The following is a 16234-nucleotide window of genomic DNA, read 5'->3' as shown; positions in this document are numbered from 1 at the left end:
CTGCCTGATCCCCTCACATCACCTACCCGCTACCCGTCCCCCCGTCCGAACACCGGCGCAAGCAACAACTGCGCCGCCCCCTCCGCGACCCCCTGCACTCCACCCGGCGCAACCCTCACCGGCACCACGTCCTCCCCCGCCCCCTCCCGCCGAGCCCGCTCCTCCAGCACCGCGCCCACCCCCCGCACGAACACCTCCGGCGCCGCAGCCACCGTCCGGCCGCCCAGCAGCACCACATCGATGTCCAGCAGCCCCACCAGATTCGCGGCCCCCGCTCCCAGCACCCGCGCCGCCTCGTCGACCTCACCGCGCGCGACCGCCTCCAGGCACAGCGCCTCGATGCAGCCGCGGTCACCGCAGGTGCAGAGGGGCCCGTCGAGCTGGATGACCTGGTGCCCGAACTCACCCGCCCCGGTCCGCGCCCCCCGATGCACGTTCCCGCCGATCACGAGCCCGGCCCCGAGCCCCGTACCGAGATGGAGATAAGCGAAGGACCCGCCCCCGCCGCCACGGCCGACGGCGAGCCCGAGCGCGGCGGCGTTGGTGTCCTTGTCGACGACGACCGGCACCCCCAGCCGCTCCTCCAGCGCGGCCCGCAACGGAAACCCGTCCCACTCCGGAAACCCGGTGACCCGGTGCAGCACCCCCCGCGCATGATCGAGCGGCCCGGGCAGCGCGACCCCGACACCGGTGAGCCCGGGAACCACGCCCGTCCCCAGCACGGCGGCAACCGCCCCCTCCACCTCCCCCAGCACGGCCTCGGCCCCCGCCCCCAGGTCCAGCGGCGTACACCGCTCCCCCACCACACTCCCCTTGAGGTCGACGAGGACCGCCCGCAGCTCGTCCCGGTCGAGATGCACCCCGACCGCATGCCCCGCCTCCGGCACCAGCCGAAGCACGGTCCGCGGTTTCCCGCCCGTGGACGCGCGCCGCCCCGCCTCGGTCACGAGCCCCTCCTCCCGCAGCCGGGCCGTGATCTTGCTGACGGCCTGCGGGGTGAGCCCGGTGCGCTCGGCGAGTTCGAGCCGGCTGATCCCGTCGACGTCGGCCGCCCGCAGCAGATCGAGCACGAGCGCGGTGTTATGACTGCGCAGGGCAAAGAGATCCGCGCCACCGACCGCCCCCCTCAAGCCACCCGCCCTGCCCTCGTCGCGGCCGCCCTTCGTCCTGTTCACGCCCCCATTCTCCCCACCGCTTGCACTTTGGCAACAGCGTTGCGAAAGTGGAGCCATGAGTGCTACCCCTCTCCGCGTCGGCCTGGTCGGCTACGGCCTCGCAGGCTCCGTCTTCCACGCCCCGCTGATCGCCGCCACCGAGGCCCTCACCCTCGACACGGTGGTCACCTCGAACCCCGAGCGCGCGGAGCAGGCCCGCGCCGAGTTCCCGGACGTCCGCGTCGCCGCCACCCCGGACGAGCTGTTCGACCGGGCCGACGAGCTGGACCTGATCGTCGTCGCGTCCCCGAACAAGACGCACGTCCCGCTCGCCACCACCGCGCTCAAGGCGGGCCTCCCGGTGGTCGTCGACAAGCCGATCGCGGGCACGGCGGCCGAGGCACGCGACCTCGCGGCGCTGGCGGACGAGCGCGGGCTGCTGCTCTCCGTCTTCCAGAACCGCCGCTGGGACAACGACTTCCTGACCCTGCGCAAGCTGCTGGCCGAGGGCGAACTGGGCGACGTATGGCGCTTCGAGTCCCGTTTCGAGCGCTGGCGCCCGCAACTCAAGGGCGGCTGGCGGGAGTCCGGCGACCCCGCAGAGATCGGAGGTCTCCTCTACGATCTCGGCAGCCACCTCGTCGACCAGGCGCTGGTCCTCTTCGGCCCCGCGACGTCCGTGTACGCCGAGTCGGACCTCCGCCGCCCCGGCGCCGAGACGGACGACGACACGTTCATCGCCCTCACCCACGCGGGCGGAGTCCGCTCCCACCTCTACTGCACCGCGACGACCGCCCAGCTCGGCCCCCGCTTCCGGGTGCTGGGCTCGCGGGCGGGCTATGTGAAGCACGGCCTGGACCCGCAGGAGGCGGCACTCAAGGACGGGCAGCGGCCCTCCACGACCGCCGGCTGGGGCACGGAACCCGAGTCCCTCTGGGGCCGCGTCGGCTCCGGCGAGTCCCCGCTGACCGGCGGCGGCCGCCCCGAGCCGACCCTCCCCGGCGACTACCCCGCCTACTATGCGGCCGTGGCGAAGGCCCTGCTGGACGGCGGTCCCAACCCGGTGACCGCGCTGGAGGCGGCCGCCGCCCTCGACGTACTGGAGGCGGCCCGCCGTTCCGCCCGCGACCATGTGACGGTGACGCTGTGACACACAACCCCGAGCTGACCCCGAAGTTCCACCCCGAACTCACCCCGCCGCTGGAGGAGTTGGAGGCTCAGGAACGCCGCCTGGTCTTCCGCGAGTTCACCTACGACGACGCCTGGGCCCTGGGCTCCCTGCTGGTCGAGATGGCCCGCGAACGCCAGGCCCCGGTCGCCATCGACATCCACCGCGCCGGCCAGCAGCTCTTCCACGCGGCCCTCCCCGGCTCCACCCCCGACAACGACGCCTGGATCAACCGCAAACGCCGAGTGGTCGAGCGTTACGGCTCAGCCTCCTACCTGGTAGGCGCCCGCTTCCGAGCCAAGGGCACCACCTTCGAGGACTCCTCCCGCCTCGACCCCGACGAGTACGCGGCCCACGGCGGCTCCTTCCCGATCACCGTGGAGGGCGCAGGCGTGATCGGTTCGGTGACGGTGAGCGGACTGCCGCAATTGCAGGACCACAAATTCGTAGTGGAAGCCCTGGAGCATTTCCTCGAGAAACAGTAGAGGAACGCCGAGAAGGGGCGCGGGGAACTGCGCGACCAGCCACATACGGCCCGCAGTCGACAACTAAGCGCAGTTCCCCGGCTCACCCAGCGGAGCGGCTACGCGTCTTTGAACTCCTGCCGCTGTCGACCGAGCCCCTCGATCTCCAGCTCCACAACATCCCCGGAACGCAAATACGGCTTCGGCTCAGGCCGCCCCAGCGCCACCCCCGCCGGCGTCCCCGTATTGATCACGTCCCCGGGATAAAGCGTCATGAACTGACTGACGTACCGCACGACCTCCCCCACGGGAAAGATCTGCTCAGCCGTGGTCCCGTCCTGCTTCAGCTCCCCGTTGACCCACAGCTTCAGGGAAAGCCCCTGCGGATCCGCCACCTCGTCCGCCGTCACCAGCCACGGCCCCAGCGGATTGAACGTCTCGCAGTTCTTCCCCTTGTCCCACGTCCCGCCCCGCTCGATCTGGAACTCCCGCTCGGACACGTCATGCGACACCGCATACCCGGCGACATGAGCGAGCGCCTCCTCGGTCGAGTCCAGATACCGGGCCGTACGCCCGATGACGACCGCCAGCTCGACCTCCCAGTCGGTCTTCACGGACCGACGGGGAACCAGCACCGTGTCGTGCGGCCCGACCACCGTGTCCGCGGCCTTGAAGAAGATCACCGGCTCGGGGGGCGGCTCGGCCCCCGTCTCGCGGGCGTGGTCGTGGTAGTTGAGCCCGATGCACACGATCTTGCCGATCCGCCCCACCGGCGGCCCGACCCGCAGCCCGGCCGCGTCCAGCTCGGGCAGTTCCCCGGCGCCGGCGGCCGCCCGGATCCGGCCGAGCGCGGCGTCATCGGCGAGCAGCGACCCGTCGATGTCCGGGACGAGGCCGGAGAGGTCCCGCAGGATCCCCCGGTCGTCGAGCAGCGCGGGCCGCTCGGATCCCGCCGTACCGACTCGCAGCAGCTTCATGTTCACAATCTCCCTCGATCGCGGGCGCCCGGCCGACGGCGACGGCCGGTGTGCGGCCTGCACGCAGCCATCGGAGGACTGGTCGATCCTCCAAGGTCACCGACCACTCCGCAAGACCCGGTTCACGGACTGGACCGGAGTGCATCCGCCAGAAATCCAACTACGCTCCTGAGCGCCGAAGTTGATATGTAAAGCTATGGCCATGAGCGCCGAGGAGATCGACACCAGCCGGCCGCATCCCGCGCGGATCTACGACTATCTGCTGGGCGGCAAGGACAACTACGACGTGGACCAGGCCGCCGGTGACGCCCTCGCCGCCAAGGCGCCCGAGGTGCGGATGAGCGTGCAGGCCAACCGCGCGTTCCTGCAGCGTGCCGTCCGGTATGTCGTCGGCACCGGCGTCCGTCAGATCCTCGACATCGGCACCGGGCTGCCCACCTCGCCGAACGTGCACGAGATCGCCCACGAGGCGGCGTCCGACGTACGCGTGGCCTACATCGACAACGACCCGATCGTGAAGGCGCACGCCGACGCGCTGCTCAGCCAGTCCGGCGCGACCAGCATCGCGCTCGGCGACCTGCGCGACCCGCAGGCGATCATCGAGCACCCCGATGTGCGCCAGGTCATCGACTTCGACGAGCCGGTCGCGCTGCTCCTCGTCGCCATCCTCCACTTCATCACCGACGCGGAGAAGCCCGCGCAGATCGTCGCCACCCTGCGCGACGCGCTCCCGGCCGGCAGCTATCTGGTGCTCTCGCACGCGACCGGCGACCTCGCGGACCGCCGCGACGCCCAGGCCGTCTACAACAACGCCACCGCCACCATGAACCTGCGCACCCGCGCCGAGGTCGAGCGGCTCTTCGACGGCTTCGAGCTGATCGAGCCCGGCGTGACCCAGGTCCCGTTCTGGCGCCCGGACACCCCGCCACCGGCCCGCGCCGCCGAGATCGGTTTCTACGGCGGCGTGGCCCGCAAAACCACCGGCTGACACCGGCTGCTGCTCAGCGGTACAGCGCCGCCCGCTCCACCGCACTCCACGTCGTACTGGTCACCACATACAGCGCGGCGGCCAGCGGCACCACCGCCACCGTGATCAGCGTGAAGAAGGACATGAACGGCATGACCTTCCTCATCGCCCCCATCCCGGGAACCTGCTCACCGTCGGCTGCCATCGGCACGGGAGCCGCATTGGCGGCCATCATGCGCTTCGTCCGCCGGTAGTTGAACACGGCGACGGCGGCGACCAGCGCGTACAGCCCGACGTACACCAGCCCGGCCGCCCCGAACACCCCACCGTCCGCGAGGGCGTCCACCCAGCGATGACCGAGGGGCGCGGCCAGCAGCTCATGGCTGAGCAGTGCGTTCGCCTCGCCGCCGATCGTCGGGTTGGAGAACAGGTGGTAGAGCAGAAAGAACGCGGGCAACTGGAACAGCCCGGGCATGCACCCGGCCAGCGGTGACACCTTCTCCTCGGCATGCAGGTCCAGCACGGCCCGCTGGAGCCGCTCGGGGTTCTTCCCGTGCTTCTTCCGCAGCTCGGCGATCTTCGGCTGCAACTCCGTACGCGCCTTCTGCCCACGCGCCGCGGCCCGGGACAGCGGATGCACCAGCAGCCGTACGAACGCGGTGAACAGGACGATCGCGGCGGCGGCCGCCGAGGCGTGGAAGAGCGGTTCGAGCAGCTGCGCCAGTTGCTCGACCAGGTTGGCGAAAACGGACATGGGTGAGCCCTCCGTGGGGTCTCGTCGTGCCGGATCAGTGGGATGGCGGCATGACGACCCGCGCAGGGGCACGTACTGGAAGGAACTGGAAAGAACTGGAAATAAAAGGGGTGCGTGCGTGCCCTACGCGGCGGCCGTCGAGAGGGCCCGTCCGGGTGCTCGGGGCCGAGTGCGCCCCCTGGCGTCGGGATCGCGTTGCGGCAGGAACGCCGTACGAAGGTCACGGTCGCGGATGGCCGTACGCACCCGGGTGGGCGGCACGGCGGGTGCGCAGCGCGCGACGAGGAGCGAGCACGCGGCGAACGCGGACCCGGCGGCAGCGGTCGCCGCGAGGGCGACGGTGGCGGAGAGGCTGCCCGTGTCGAGCAGCGCGACCTGGACGAGCAGAAGCAGCAGTACGAGGGCGGGACGCAGGCCGGTCCGATTGCTACTGATCACTGCGGCTCCCCCTCTCGCTCACGTGCGCGCACTACTCAACCCGTAGTACTTACTGGTCTCGTTCGTTATACAGGATCCGTCTCGAGCGGCTGCAGCAGCCTCTTGGGCTTGAGCAGCGCCCGGCTGACCGGATCCGCCGGGTCCGGATCGAGTCCGGGTCCCGGCAACATTTCTACGTCCGGGAGGGCTACGACGGTTCCGCACCCGCGACATTCGCCGTACGGGCCGAGTTCGGTACCGCATTCCGTGTGCCGGAAGATGCGCAGCTGGGCGTCTCCGAAGTGCTCCCGGCCCCACAGCCCGAGCGAGCGCAGCGTGGGCCACAGCGCGATGCCGCGGTCGGTCGGGACGTACTCGTCGCGCGGCGGCGACTGCTGGTACCGGCGCTTGGCGAGGATCCCCTCGGCGGTGAGCGCCTGGAGGCGGGCGGCGAGGACGGCGCGCGGGATGCCGAGGTGGACGAGGAAGTCGTTGTAGCGCCGTACGCCGTAGAGGGCGTCGCGCACCACGAGCAGGGTCCAGCGCTCGCCGACGATCTCCAGCGCCCGGGCGATCGAGCACTCCTGTGTCACGTAGTCCTTGCCCAATGCCATGGCGTCCACTGTAACCAGTTTTCCGGCTGTTGGTTCATTGACTGAACCTTTAATGCTACGGTCCGGAGCATGCCCAGGTTCAGTGAACGAACTCCGACGATCCGGCCCGCCGCCCCGGCCGCTCCCCGTCCCGAGTCCGCGCCCCGCCCCACGGCCACCCTCGCCGTAACCAGCGCCGCCACCGCCGTGGCCCTGATGACGTACACCGCGCCGATGGTCACGCTCCCCGAGACCGCCGCCGCCCTGCACACCCCGCTCTCCGCCCAGGCCTGGCTGCTGAACGGCACCCCGCTCGGCCTCGCCGCCCTGCTGCTGGTCGCCGGCAGCCTCGCCGACGACTACGGCCGCCGCCGGATCTTCCTCGTGGGCACGCTCGCCCTGGGCATCACCACGGCGCTGGGCGCTCTGACGAGTACGACCGTGCTGTTCACGCTGGCCCGCATCGCCCAGGGCGGGGCCAGCGCCGCCCTCCTCGCCAGCAGCCTGGGCCTGCTCGTGCACGCCTTCCCGACCCCACGCGGCAGGCTGCACGCGACCGGCGTGTGGGGCGCGTTCGTGAGCGGCGGCATCGCGCTGGGACCGCTGGTGGTCGGGGCGATGCCCAACTGGCGGATGGCATACGGGGTGTTGGGCGTCGCGGCTGTGATCGTGGCCGCGGTAGGCATCCGTACGCTGGCGGAGTCCCGTGCCCCGAGAGGCGGACGGCCCGACTTCGGCGGGGCGGTGACCTTCGGGCTGGCACTGGTCGCGCTGGTGGCGGCGCTGACGCTGGGGCGGGACGGCTGGCTGCGGGCGCCCGTGGGGTTGCTGCTGGCCGCGTCCGCCGTACTGGTGGGGATCTTCGTGCTGGTGGAGCGGCGCGCGGGGACGCCGATGATCGACCTGGGCCTGCTGCGCCGCCCCCGCTTCCTCGGCTCCTCCGTCGGCGGCCTGTTCACCGGGCTCGCGGTGATCGGTCTGTTCAGCTTCCTGCCGGCGCTGCTCCAGCAGACGCTGGGCCTGTCCGCGATGGACACGGCGTGGCTGTTCCTGCTGTGGTCCGGGCTGTCGTTCGGAGTGGCCCTCCAGGCGAAGCGACTGGCGGGCCGTGTACCGCCGCGCCTCCAACTGGCCCTCGGTTTCCTGCTCCACGCGGGCGGCGCCATGGCGATGCTGGGCGCGCTGGACTCCGGCTCGTGGGCACGGCTGTTGCCCGGCCTGGTGATCGCGGGCGTCGGCAGCGGTCTGCTCAACGCCGCGCTGCCGCTGCTCTCGGTGGAGTCCGTACCGGCCGAGCGGGCGGCGATGGGGTCGGGGGCGCAGCAGACGTTCCGCTATATCGGCTCGTGCGCGGGCGTCGCGCTGACCATCGCGCTGGCGACGTCGTCGGGAAGCCTGGCGCGCGGCGCGGATGTCGCGATGGTCGTGTCGGCGGGGCTCGCGGTGGTCGCGGCGGTGGGGGTGGGGGTGCTTCGGGAGAGGACGTGAGGGAGGCGGTTGGGAAGGTGCGGACGTGCGTAGGGCGTCGGTCCAGGGGAACGGATGTCTGGATCCACGCCTACCGAGAGGACGAGCCCCGTTGACTGAATGGCAGTTGCCCCAGACCTTCCGCAGCAGCTCCGGGGAGGTCCGCTGGGACAGCCTCGGACCACCCGGCCAGGACCCGGTCGTCCTCCTCCACGGCACCCCCTTCTCCTCCTACGTCTGGCGTGCCGTCGCCCGCGTACTCGCCCGCCGGCACCAGGTGTTCGTATGGGACATGCCCGGTTACGGGCAATCGGAGATGTTCACCGGCCAGGACGTCTCCCTGGCCGCCCAGGGCCGGGTCTTCACCGAACTCCTGGCGCACTGGGGCCTGACGGAGCCTACGACGGAACCCCTGGTGGTAGCCCATGACTTCGGCGGCGCCGTCTCCCTGCGGGCCCACCTGCTGCACGGCGCCCGCTACCGTGCGCTCGCCCTGGTCGACCCGGTCGCGCTGGCACCTTGGGGTTCCCCGTCCTTTCGACTGCTGGGCGAACACGCCGAGGTCTTCGAACAGTTGCCGCCCGCGCTGCACCGAGCCCTGGTACGCGAGTACGTCAACTCGGCCAGCAGCCCCGGCCTCCACCCGGCCACCCTCGACCGCCTCGTCCACCCCTGGCTCGGCGACCCCGGCCAGGCCGCCTTCTACCGCCAGATCGCCCAGGCCGACCAGCTCCACACCGACGAGGTCCAGGCCCGCTACGCCGAGATCGACATCCCCACCCTGATCTGCTGGGGCCAGGACGACACCTGGATCCCCCCGGCAAGGGGCCAGGAACTCACCGCCCTCATCCCGGACGCACGTCTAGAGCCCATCGCTGGCGCGGGCCACCTGGTACAGGAAGACGCCCCCGCGGAACTCACAGCGGCGCTGCTCCCCTATCTCCAGGACCACGCGGAGCCACGGTGATCGCGCAGAGCTTCCTCGAACCTCCGGTGGTCATGACGGCTGGGCAACCCGCAGATGTCGTCGCTCGGCCAGTTCCTCCGCGCCGACCAAGGTCAGAATCGGGGTGCCGGGGGGCGCGAACATGGTCACCACCAGCTGCGACTGTGCGTCCGAGAGGTTGTTGGCGCCCTGGTAGTGGATCACGTCGCCCCCGGGCTCGAACAGCGCGTCACCGGCCTTGAGCACCCGGGGCGGCTGTCCCTCCAGCTCGAAGAGGATCTCGCCCTGGGTCACGTAGCCGAAGAGCGGCCCGGGGTGCCGGTGCGGCGGTGCGCCAGGGTCGCCGGGCGACAGGGTGACCCGGATGGTCCTGGCCTCGGCACCGGCCGGAATCAGGGCCGCCGCCTCCGACAGGGTGGTGATCACCTCGACGCCCGGGGGCAGGTGTGCGTGCTCAGCGCTCATGCATGTCCTCCAAACAGGGGCTGTCCACACGGAAGACAGATCAGCGCCCCCGTTTGTGACAGCCCCACCCGGACCTGCACTTGGCAACCTTGGCGACCGAAAACCTCAGTGGCGTGGCCGCATCGACAGCAGCTTCCCCCACACCACCAGCCGGTACTTGGACGTGTACTCGGGAGTGCAGGTAGTGAGGGTGAGGTAGTACCCGGGCTCGGAGTACCCGTAGCCGTGCCGAACCGTACTGCTCGGCACGGCGCGGATGACACCGGTGTCCCGCGCGGAGGTCTGCGCAAGGATCCGGTCGACGGCATACGTATAGACCGCGTCCTCCGTCTCCACCTGAACCTCGTCCCCCCGGTCGAGCCGATTGACGTACCGGAAGGGCTCGCCGTGGGTATTGCGGTGCCCGGCGAGCGCGAAGTTCCCGGCCCGGCCCGGCTGTTGGGTGCCGGAGTAGTGGCCGACGTACCCCTTGTTGAGGACGTTCTGCTTGCTGGTGCCCTCGGCGACGGGGACGCGGAGGTGGAGGCGGGGGATGGTGAGGATGGCGTAGGCCTGGGACCAGTCGGGGCCGGCGGACGTGGCACGTCGCGCTGCGGGCTGCCGCGGGGGCACGTCGGTCTCGTCGGGCGCGGCTGACGACGTACCGGATGTACCGGAATCGTCCGGAGCGCCACCGCCCTCCGGCACCCCCCACTCCCGCTCCAGCGCCTCCACCTTCCGCTCGGCGCCGACCTTGGCCTGCCGGTTGGTCCACCACAGTTGATGAACGACGAGCAGCAGGAGTACGACGCCCACGGTGACGAGGACCTCGCCGCCCGCCCACACTCCGCGCCGCAGCAGCACACGCCGCCGCCGGCTGCTGTGCTGCACGACGAGAACCCGCATCATCCGTGACCTCCTTCGCCGGGGCCGCCCGCACGATAAGGGCCGGGGCGCGAGGTCTCCAGACGTATGCGCGTCCGGTACCCCGAACACTTTCTCCACGGGTTCGAGAAAGGGCTGTCGAAACTATCGACAACCCCACACGCCACACCCGATGCTTCCTGTCGGCATGCACGGGACAAGCCACGACGCCGGTTCGACGACGACCGGCCGTTGAGCGAAGCGGAGAAGTCATGATCCGACGCAGAACTCTGCTGGCGGCGACAGGCGGCGCACTCGTCGGCAGCGCCCTGGCGACCGGCACCGCCCACGCGGACGCCACCATCGCCGTCAACCCCGGTACCAGCTACGGCACTTGGGAAGGCTGGGGCACCTCGCTCGCCTGGTGGGCCAACGTCTTCGGCGCCCGCGACGACTTCGCCGACCTCTTCTTCACCACCAAGTCGGTGACCTACAACGGCACTTCACTCCCCGGCCTGGGGCTCAACATCGCCCGCTACAACCTCGGCGCGTGCAGCTGGAACAGCGTCGGCGGCGAGTCGATGGTGAAGTCACCCAACATCCCCGCCTTCAAGCAGATCGAGGGCTTCTGGCAGGACTGGAACAACGAGAACCCCACGTCCTCCGCCTGGGACTGGACGGCGGACGCCAACCAGCGCGCGATGCTGGTGAAGGCGACACAACGGGGCGCGGTGAGCGAGCTGTTCGCCAACTCCCCCATGTGGTGGATGTGCAAGAACCACAACCCGTCGGGAGCGGCGGGCGGCGCCAACAACCTCCAGACCTGGAACTACCGCCAGCACGCCTCGCACCTGGCGGCCACAGCCCTGTACGCCCGCAACAACTGGGGCGTGAACTTCGCGACGGTCGACCCCTTCAACGAGCCCGCCTCCACCTGGTGGACGGACACCGGCACCCAGGAGGGCTGCCACATGGACCCGGCGGTCCAGGCGGCCGTACTCCCGCACATGCGCAGCGAACTCGACGCACGCGGCCTGACGGGCATCAGGATCTCCGCCTCCGACGAGACCAACATCGACACGGCCCGCTCGACCTGGTCCTCCTTCAACTCCTCGACCAGGGCCTTGGTGAGCCAGGTCAACGTCCACGGCTACCAGGGCTCGGGCGGCCGCAGGGACCTCCTCTACACGGACGTGGTGACGACGTCCCGCAAGAAGCTCTGGAACTCGGAAACGGGCGACGGCGACGGAACCGGCCTGACCATGGCCTCGAACCTCTGCTACGACTTCCGCTGGCTGCACCCCACAGCCTGGTGCTACTGGCAGGTCATGGACCCGAGCACCGGCTGGGCCATGATCGCGTACGACGCGAACACCCTCCAGCCGACCACCATCCAGACGAAGTACTACGTCATGGCCCAGTTCAGCCGCCACATCCGCCCCGGCATGACGATCATCGACACCGGCGTGAGCTACGCGGCAGCGGCATACGACGCGTCCGCCCGCCGCCTCGTGATCGTGGCCGTGAACACGTCATCGGCCGCCCAGACCCTCACCTTCGACCTCTCCCGCTTCTCCACGGTCACGGGCGGCTCCGGCGGCCTGGTCCCCCGCTGGAACACAGCCACCGCGGGCAGCGACCGCTACCGCGCCTACTCGGACACCCGACTGAACGGCAAATCGGTGAGCGTGCCGTTCGCGGGGGGTGCGGTGCAGACGTTGCAGGTGGATGGGGTGACCTTGTAGCGACGCGGGGGTGGGGGTGGCGGTGGGGTGCGGCTTGTCCCAGGTCACCGGCGTGTTGTCGGCGGTGCGGGAGGACCGCGCCCGGCAATGGAAGGTCAAGCGGCTGCAGAGCCGGCGAGCGTGCTCCGCTCCCGCTGATCACTGAAGGCTGATCGCCGCCCCCCTGCCACCGCGTGGCGCCCCACACGACTCGGGCCAACTGGCGGCGCGAGGTACACCGTCCGGTGGCTTATACCTGCCACCGCGTTAGTCATATAACCCGTTTTCCTATGAATTCCACTATCCAGCCCTTGGTGCTGACCAGCCGTCACAAGGCCCTGAACCAAGTCGAGGAGAGTGGATCACATGACGACATCGCCACGCTGGCGATCTGTCCTGGCCTCAGCCGCCACGGCCGCCGCACTAGCCGCAGCCACCCTGACAACCGCGGCACCAGCCAACGCCGAAACCGGGACGCCGCACCCGCCGCATCCGGCGAAGCCCGCGTACCCAGCCAAGCCTGTTCACCCAGCCAAACCTGTCCACCCGGCCAAGCCGGACCATCCGGCGAAGCCCGACCACCCGACTAAGCCCGCGTATCCCGCCAAGCCCGCGTACCCGGCCAAGCCCGCATACCCGACGAAGCCCGACCACCCCGCCAAGCCCGCGTACCCGGCGAAGCCTGTCCACCCAGCGAAACCGGTCCACCCCGCCAAGCCCGCCTACCCGGCCAAGCCCGATCACCCCACGAAGCCCGCATACCCGGCTCACCCCGCGAAGCCGGCCCATCCGGAACACCCCGCAAAACCTGCCTACCCGGCCCACCCCTCCAAGCCCACCAAGCCGGAGCTCCCGGCGAAACCGGCGTACCCGGCCCACCCCAGCAAGCCCGACCACCCAGCAAAGCCCGCTTACCCCGAGCACCCGGCCAAGCCCGCATACCCAGCTCACCCGGCAAAGCCCGCTTACCCAGAGCACCCGACCAAGCCCGCCTACCCCGCAAAGCCCGCCCATCCGGAGCACCCGGCGAAGCCGGCCTACCCGGCACACCCGACCAAGCCCGCTTACCCAGAGCACCCCACCAAGCCGGCCCATCCGGAGCACCCCACGAAGCCCGCGTACCCGGAGCACCCCTCCAAGCCCGCCTACCCGGCCCACCCCTCCAAGCCGGAACACCCCACGAAGCCGGCCTACCCGGCCCACCCCGCCAAACCGGCCCACCCGGAACACCCGACCAAGCCCGCGTACCCGGAGCACCCCACGAAGCCGGCGTACCCGGAACACCCGACCAAGCCGTCCCACCCGACGCACCCCACCAAGCCCTCCCACCCCACGAAGCCGGAACACCCGCACCACGCGAAGTCGGGCCACGGGGAGGAGCACGGCTGACCCCTGCCGCGACGCCAGTGACAACCAGGCCTGCACCTGCCCACCCGGCCACAGGCCACTGGCGCCAGCCCTCAGCCACCAGCACCAAGCCCCCACCCCCCAACCCCCACCCCCCAACTCCCAGCACCCGGCCAGAGCGCACCCGCAGCCGATGTCACTGACCACCCGCAGTGCCGGGCCCGCACCCCCGGGCCCGGCCCTGGCCTGCCCATACCTCACCTTCGTCACCCACCGGCGCTACGGTGTCCCCCATGCGCCCCGACACGCCTGCCGAAAACGTCGACCACGCCGCCGAAGCGGCCCGCCTCGAGCGGACCGCCGGCCTGTACCCCGAGGACGCCGAAGCCCTGCTCCTGCAGGCCGCGGCCCATCTGGAACTGTCCGGCGACCGCCCCGCCGCGACGACGCTCTACGACCGCCTGCTGTCCTCGTCCGCCGGGCTGGAAAACCCGCACCTGGTACGAGCACTCAAGGCATCGAACCTCTGGGAATACGGCCACGAGGCCGAAGCCAGGGCCATCATCGAGGGAGTCCGCACGGCATCCCCCCGCGACCCGGCCCCCTGGGTCATCGTCGCGGAGGCCCTGGAGTCACACGACGAGCTGGAGCAGGCGCAGGAGACGTTCACAGAGGGCGTACGGCTCCTCCTCACGGACGTACCGGAGCCCCCGTACGCCACCCACCCCCTCCTCTTCGGCCGCCACCGCGTACGCCGCATGCTGGGCGCCGGCCACGACGAGTGGGACGCCCTCGCGGACACCGTCCACACCTCCCCGGTGTCCCTGGACGAACTCCACGACCCCAAGCGCCTGTGGTCCCTCGGCTCGGACAACCCCGCAGAACTGCGCGCGGAAATCTCAAGGTTGCAGGCGGAACTCGGCACCTACAGGGCGGCCCTGTCCCGCCCCTTCCCGGTGGCCGTACTCCACTGGCCGGCGACCGAACTGACAGAACTGACCGCCGCCTACCCCACCCTTGCCACGGAGTACCCCTCCCACGAGGAGCACCTGGCGACGATAGAGGCCTCCCTCCGAGAACTCGCCTCCTCAGGCACCCCGAACCTGGGAATCGTCACGGGAACAGTCCCGTCGTACGAGGCCTTCGCGGCATCGGAAGGCGCCTCCCCCGCAGACCCAACGCTCCTCCCCCAGTACGCAACCACCCTCGCAGCCCGGGGCCGCGCAGTGGAGTGGCCACCGCAGGGTGGAGTCTGCTGGTGCGGCTCAGGTCAGACGTACGGGGACTGCCACGGGTCTTAGAAGCTGTCGTCCTTCCGGGCGTGATCGCCGAGTTTCCGCTGGTCGGGGATAGGAGCGGTGCTTCTGTGGGAGTGGTGGCCCGTCGGGTCGTCGTTTCCCTGGAGGTCGCGAATGCCGTCGGTGGTCGGGCTGCTGGAACAGCACGAACTCGCCGCTCGCCGTCGAGTCGACGAACTGCGGGAGGAGGCCGACCGCGTTCAGGCCGAACTCGCCGCTGCCGAGGAGGAATGGCAGGAGTGGGTGATCGCCCGCAGGCGGGTCGACACGGTGCTGGCCCCGGACAGCGGCACCAGCGCCGAAACGGAGGTCGCCGACGATCCGCGGAATGCGGACGCGCCCTCGACGCCCCGGGAGGCGGCGAAGCCGAAGTCGCAGGTGCCGGTGTGGCACGAGGGGCTGGCCTGGTCGGCGCTGTCGGTGGACTACCAGCGCATCCTCAAGGCGCTCGCGGACCGGGCCCGGCTCGGGCAGGGGCCGCTGACCTGCCAGGAGATGGCCGCAGGGTTCGGCATGGACGTGGTGCCGGCGCGGGTGGAGGCGCTGCGGTCGAAGGCGAAACGCCTGGTCGCGCGCGGCTGGCTGGCCGAGCCTGCGCCGGGCCGCTTCACGCTCGCCCGCGGCGTGAGCGGGCCAGGCGGCGGGTCATGAGCAGGATCATCGACCAGTAGGCCATCGCCTCGGCACTGGTGGTGCGCCGCTCGAAGTCGCGCACCAGGCGGCGCGTGCGCATCAAGTGGGCGAAGAAACGCTCGACGATCGACCGCTTGGGCAGCACCACGAACCCCTTCTTGTCGTCGCTGCGCTTGACGATCGCCAGCACCAGCGCGAGGAAGGTGAGGCAGTACTCGACGAGACTGCCGGTGTAGCCGCCGTCGGCCCAGACGAGGGCCAGGCGGTGGTGGGCGTCGGCGACCCGCGCGAGCAGGTCCTGGGCGGCGGTGCGGTCGCCGACGTCCGCGCTCGTGACCATCACGCCCAGCAGCAGACCGAGGGTGTCGACCACGACGTGCCGCTTGCGGCCCTTGACCAGCTTGCCGCCGTCGAAGCCGCGGCTGTCGGCGCCGACGACGGCGTCCGCCTTGACGGACTGCGAGTCGATCACGCCGGCCGTCGGCTCCGTGTCCCGGCCCAGTTTCTCGCGCACCCGGCCGCGCAGCCGGTCGTGGAACTCCTTGACCAGCTCGTTCTCGCGCCAGCGGCGGAAGAATGCGTAGACCCGGTCCCACGGCGGGAAGTCGGCGGGCATCGCCCGCCACTTGATGCCGTTGTCCACGAGATACCGGATCGCATCGAGCATCGCGCGGTGGCAGTACGCCTCCGGACGACCACCACGGCCGCGCATCCAGCCCGGCACCGGCAGCAGCGGCCGGACAACAACCCACTCCTCCTGCGTCATGTCCGACGGATACCGGCGCTCGCGCATCGGGGTGTCGGCGGCGTTTCCGAACCGGTGAGCCAGACAGTCACACACGAGAGTGGCCGAAGTGGACTCCGCCTCCGCGGTGGCATACAACTGCAACAACAGGGCCTCTTGGCGCACGAGTTGGCGTAGACACCCACCGAGCTACCAAGAGGCCCTGCTCCCATGCCCGGCACCGGCCGCGATCACCCGATCGAGACTCCCGTTCGACGAACACCGCTCAAGAT

At 70.6% G+C, this 16234-nt stretch carries 17 protein-coding genes; 9 read left to right on the top strand and 8 right to left on the bottom strand.

What is annotated here, in order from left to right:
• Window positions 1–29: 29 nt before the first annotated feature.
• Window positions 30–1232, bottom strand: coding sequence for an ROK family protein (locus tag OG828_RS30970; RefSeq protein ID WP_443062447.1), 1203 nt, complete (start codon window positions 1230–1232; stop codon window positions 30–32).
• On the opposite strand from OG828_RS30970, the gene OG828_RS30965 reads away from it, so the two are divergent.
• A complete protein-coding gene (locus tag OG828_RS30965) occupies window positions 1231–2304 on the top strand; it encodes a Gfo/Idh/MocA family protein (RefSeq protein ID WP_328440412.1) in 1074 nt (357 codons plus the stop codon). The two genes, OG828_RS30970 and OG828_RS30965, sit on opposite strands and share 2 nt — an antisense overlap.
• The gene (locus OG828_RS30960) at window positions 2301–2807 is read left to right on the top strand and encodes a heme-degrading domain-containing protein (RefSeq protein WP_328363939.1); all 507 of its coding nucleotides are present in this window, start codon (window positions 2301–2303) and stop codon (window positions 2805–2807) included. Before OG828_RS30965 ends, OG828_RS30960 begins: the two co-directional genes overlap by 4 nt.
• 98 nt (window positions 2808–2905) lie before the next feature.
• Here OG828_RS30960 and OG828_RS30955 read toward each other — a convergent pair whose 3' ends face one another.
• Window positions 2906–3763 (bottom strand): fumarylacetoacetate hydrolase family protein, encoded by an 858-nt coding sequence (locus tag OG828_RS30955; RefSeq protein ID WP_328363937.1) that lies wholly within the window; start codon window positions 3761–3763, stop codon window positions 2906–2908.
• A gap of 202 nt (window positions 3764–3965) precedes the next feature.
• Between OG828_RS30955 and OG828_RS30950 the strand changes: the two genes are divergently transcribed.
• Complete coding sequence (locus OG828_RS30950) at window positions 3966–4751, top strand: SAM-dependent methyltransferase (RefSeq protein ID WP_328502979.1); 786 nt, start codon at window positions 3966–3968, stop codon at window positions 4749–4751.
• Window positions 4752–4764: 13 nt separating this feature from the next.
• On the opposite strand, the gene OG828_RS30945 is transcribed toward OG828_RS30950, so the two are convergent.
• From OG828_RS30945 to OG828_RS30935, 3 genes are all read right to left on the bottom strand, one after another.
• Window positions 4765–5484, bottom strand: a complete 720-nt coding sequence (locus tag OG828_RS30945; RefSeq protein WP_328502978.1) for a YidC/Oxa1 family membrane protein insertase — start codon at window positions 5482–5484, stop codon at window positions 4765–4767.
• Window positions 5485–5607: 123 nt separating this feature from the next.
• Window positions 5608–5919, bottom strand: a complete 312-nt coding sequence (locus OG828_RS30940) for a DUF6412 domain-containing protein (protein WP_328504968.1) — start codon at window positions 5917–5919, stop codon at window positions 5608–5610.
• 68 nt (window positions 5920–5987) lie between these two features.
• Window positions 5988–6515: a winged helix-turn-helix transcriptional regulator gene (locus tag OG828_RS30935; RefSeq protein ID WP_328502977.1), complete on the bottom strand. Its 528-nt coding sequence runs from the start codon at window positions 6513–6515 to the stop codon at window positions 5988–5990.
• 69 nt (window positions 6516–6584) lie between these two features.
• Between OG828_RS30935 and OG828_RS30930 the strand changes: the two genes are divergently transcribed.
• Both OG828_RS30930 and OG828_RS30925 read left to right on the top strand, forming a co-directional pair.
• Complete coding sequence (locus tag OG828_RS30930) at window positions 6585–7982, top strand: MFS transporter (RefSeq protein ID WP_328502976.1); 1398 nt, start codon at window positions 6585–6587, stop codon at window positions 7980–7982.
• A gap of 91 nt (window positions 7983–8073) precedes the next feature.
• A complete protein-coding gene (locus OG828_RS30925) occupies window positions 8074–8928 on the top strand; it encodes an alpha/beta fold hydrolase (protein ID WP_328502975.1) in 855 nt (284 codons plus the stop codon).
• A gap of 30 nt (window positions 8929–8958) precedes the next feature.
• Here OG828_RS30925 and OG828_RS30920 read toward each other — a convergent pair whose 3' ends face one another.
• The gene (locus OG828_RS30920; protein ID WP_328502974.1) at window positions 8959–9372 is read right to left on the bottom strand and encodes a cupin domain-containing protein; all 414 of its coding nucleotides are present in this window, start codon (window positions 9370–9372) and stop codon (window positions 8959–8961) included.
• A gap of 105 nt (window positions 9373–9477) precedes the next feature.
• The gene (locus OG828_RS30915) at window positions 9478–10257 is read right to left on the bottom strand and encodes a class E sortase (RefSeq protein WP_328504967.1); all 780 of its coding nucleotides are present in this window, start codon (window positions 10255–10257) and stop codon (window positions 9478–9480) included.
• A 230-nt stretch (window positions 10258–10487) separates the two neighbouring features.
• On the opposite strand from OG828_RS30915, the gene OG828_RS30910 reads away from it, so the two are divergent.
• From OG828_RS30910 to OG828_RS30895, 4 genes are all read left to right on the top strand, one after another.
• Window positions 10488–11960 (top strand): beta-1,6-galactanase, encoded by a 1473-nt coding sequence (locus OG828_RS30910; protein WP_328502973.1) that lies wholly within the window; start codon window positions 10488–10490, stop codon window positions 11958–11960.
• Window positions 11961–12305: 345 nt separating this feature from the next.
• The gene (locus tag OG828_RS30905; RefSeq protein ID WP_328502972.1) at window positions 12306–13328 is read left to right on the top strand and encodes a hypothetical protein; all 1023 of its coding nucleotides are present in this window, start codon (window positions 12306–12308) and stop codon (window positions 13326–13328) included.
• 251 nt (window positions 13329–13579) lie between these two features.
• The gene (locus OG828_RS30900; protein WP_328502971.1) at window positions 13580–14587 is read left to right on the top strand and encodes an SEC-C domain-containing protein; all 1008 of its coding nucleotides are present in this window, start codon (window positions 13580–13582) and stop codon (window positions 14585–14587) included.
• A 111-nt stretch (window positions 14588–14698) separates the two neighbouring features.
• Window positions 14699–15235 (top strand): hypothetical protein, encoded by a 537-nt coding sequence (locus OG828_RS30895; protein ID WP_328502970.1) that lies wholly within the window; start codon window positions 14699–14701, stop codon window positions 15233–15235.
• Here the strand turns inward: OG828_RS30895 and OG828_RS30890 are convergent.
• Window positions 15192–15983, bottom strand: a complete 792-nt coding sequence (locus OG828_RS30890; protein ID WP_328502969.1) for an IS5 family transposase — start codon at window positions 15981–15983, stop codon at window positions 15192–15194. The two genes, OG828_RS30895 and OG828_RS30890, sit on opposite strands and share 44 nt — an antisense overlap.
• Between the last annotated feature and the right edge of the window lie 251 nt (window positions 15984–16234).

Source organism: Streptomyces sp. NBC_00457, assembly GCF_036014015.1.
GTDB lineage: Bacteria > Actinomycetota > Actinomycetes > Streptomycetales > Streptomycetaceae > Streptomyces.
The sequence above is the reverse complement of the archived record's forward strand: the minus strand, read 5'-3'. Positions and strand labels throughout refer to the sequence as shown.

Bases quoted from the DNA above. Each gene is read 5' to 3' on its own strand.
- OG828_RS30965 (WP_328440412.1), top strand. From the start codon at position 1,231: ATGAGTGCTACCCCTCTCCGCGTCGGCCTGGTCGGCTACGGCCTCGCA.
- OG828_RS30970 (WP_443062447.1), bottom strand. From the start codon at position 1,232: ATGGCTCCACTTTCGCAACGCTGTTGCCAAAGTGCAAGCGGTGGGGAG.
- OG828_RS30955 (WP_328363937.1), bottom strand. From the start codon at position 3,763: ATGAAGCTGCTGCGAGTCGGTACGGCGGGATCCGAGCGGCCCGCGCTG.
- OG828_RS30950 (WP_328502979.1), top strand. From the start codon at position 3,966: ATGAGCGCCGAGGAGATCGACACCAGCCGGCCGCATCCCGCGCGGATC.
- OG828_RS30945 (WP_328502978.1), bottom strand. From the start codon at position 5,484: ATGTCCGTTTTCGCCAACCTGGTCGAGCAACTGGCGCAGCTGCTCGAA.
- OG828_RS30935 (WP_328502977.1), bottom strand. From the start codon at position 6,515: ATGGCATTGGGCAAGGACTACGTGACACAGGAGTGCTCGATCGCCCGG.
- OG828_RS30930 (WP_328502976.1), top strand. From the start codon at position 6,585: ATGCCCAGGTTCAGTGAACGAACTCCGACGATCCGGCCCGCCGCCCCG.
- OG828_RS30920 (WP_328502974.1), bottom strand. From the start codon at position 9,372: ATGAGCGCTGAGCACGCACACCTGCCCCCGGGCGTCGAGGTGATCACC.
- OG828_RS30915 (WP_328504967.1), bottom strand. From the start codon at position 10,257: ATGCGGGTTCTCGTCGTGCAGCACAGCAGCCGGCGGCGGCGTGTGCTG.
- OG828_RS30910 (WP_328502973.1), top strand. From the start codon at position 10,488: ATGATCCGACGCAGAACTCTGCTGGCGGCGACAGGCGGCGCACTCGTC.
- OG828_RS30905 (WP_328502972.1), top strand. From the start codon at position 12,306: ATGACGACATCGCCACGCTGGCGATCTGTCCTGGCCTCAGCCGCCACG.
- OG828_RS30900 (WP_328502971.1), top strand. From the start codon at position 13,580: ATGCGCCCCGACACGCCTGCCGAAAACGTCGACCACGCCGCCGAAGCG.
- OG828_RS30895 (WP_328502970.1), top strand. From the start codon at position 14,699: ATGCCGTCGGTGGTCGGGCTGCTGGAACAGCACGAACTCGCCGCTCGC.
- OG828_RS30890 (WP_328502969.1), bottom strand. From the start codon at position 15,983: ATGACGCAGGAGGAGTGGGTTGTTGTCCGGCCGCTGCTGCCGGTGCCG.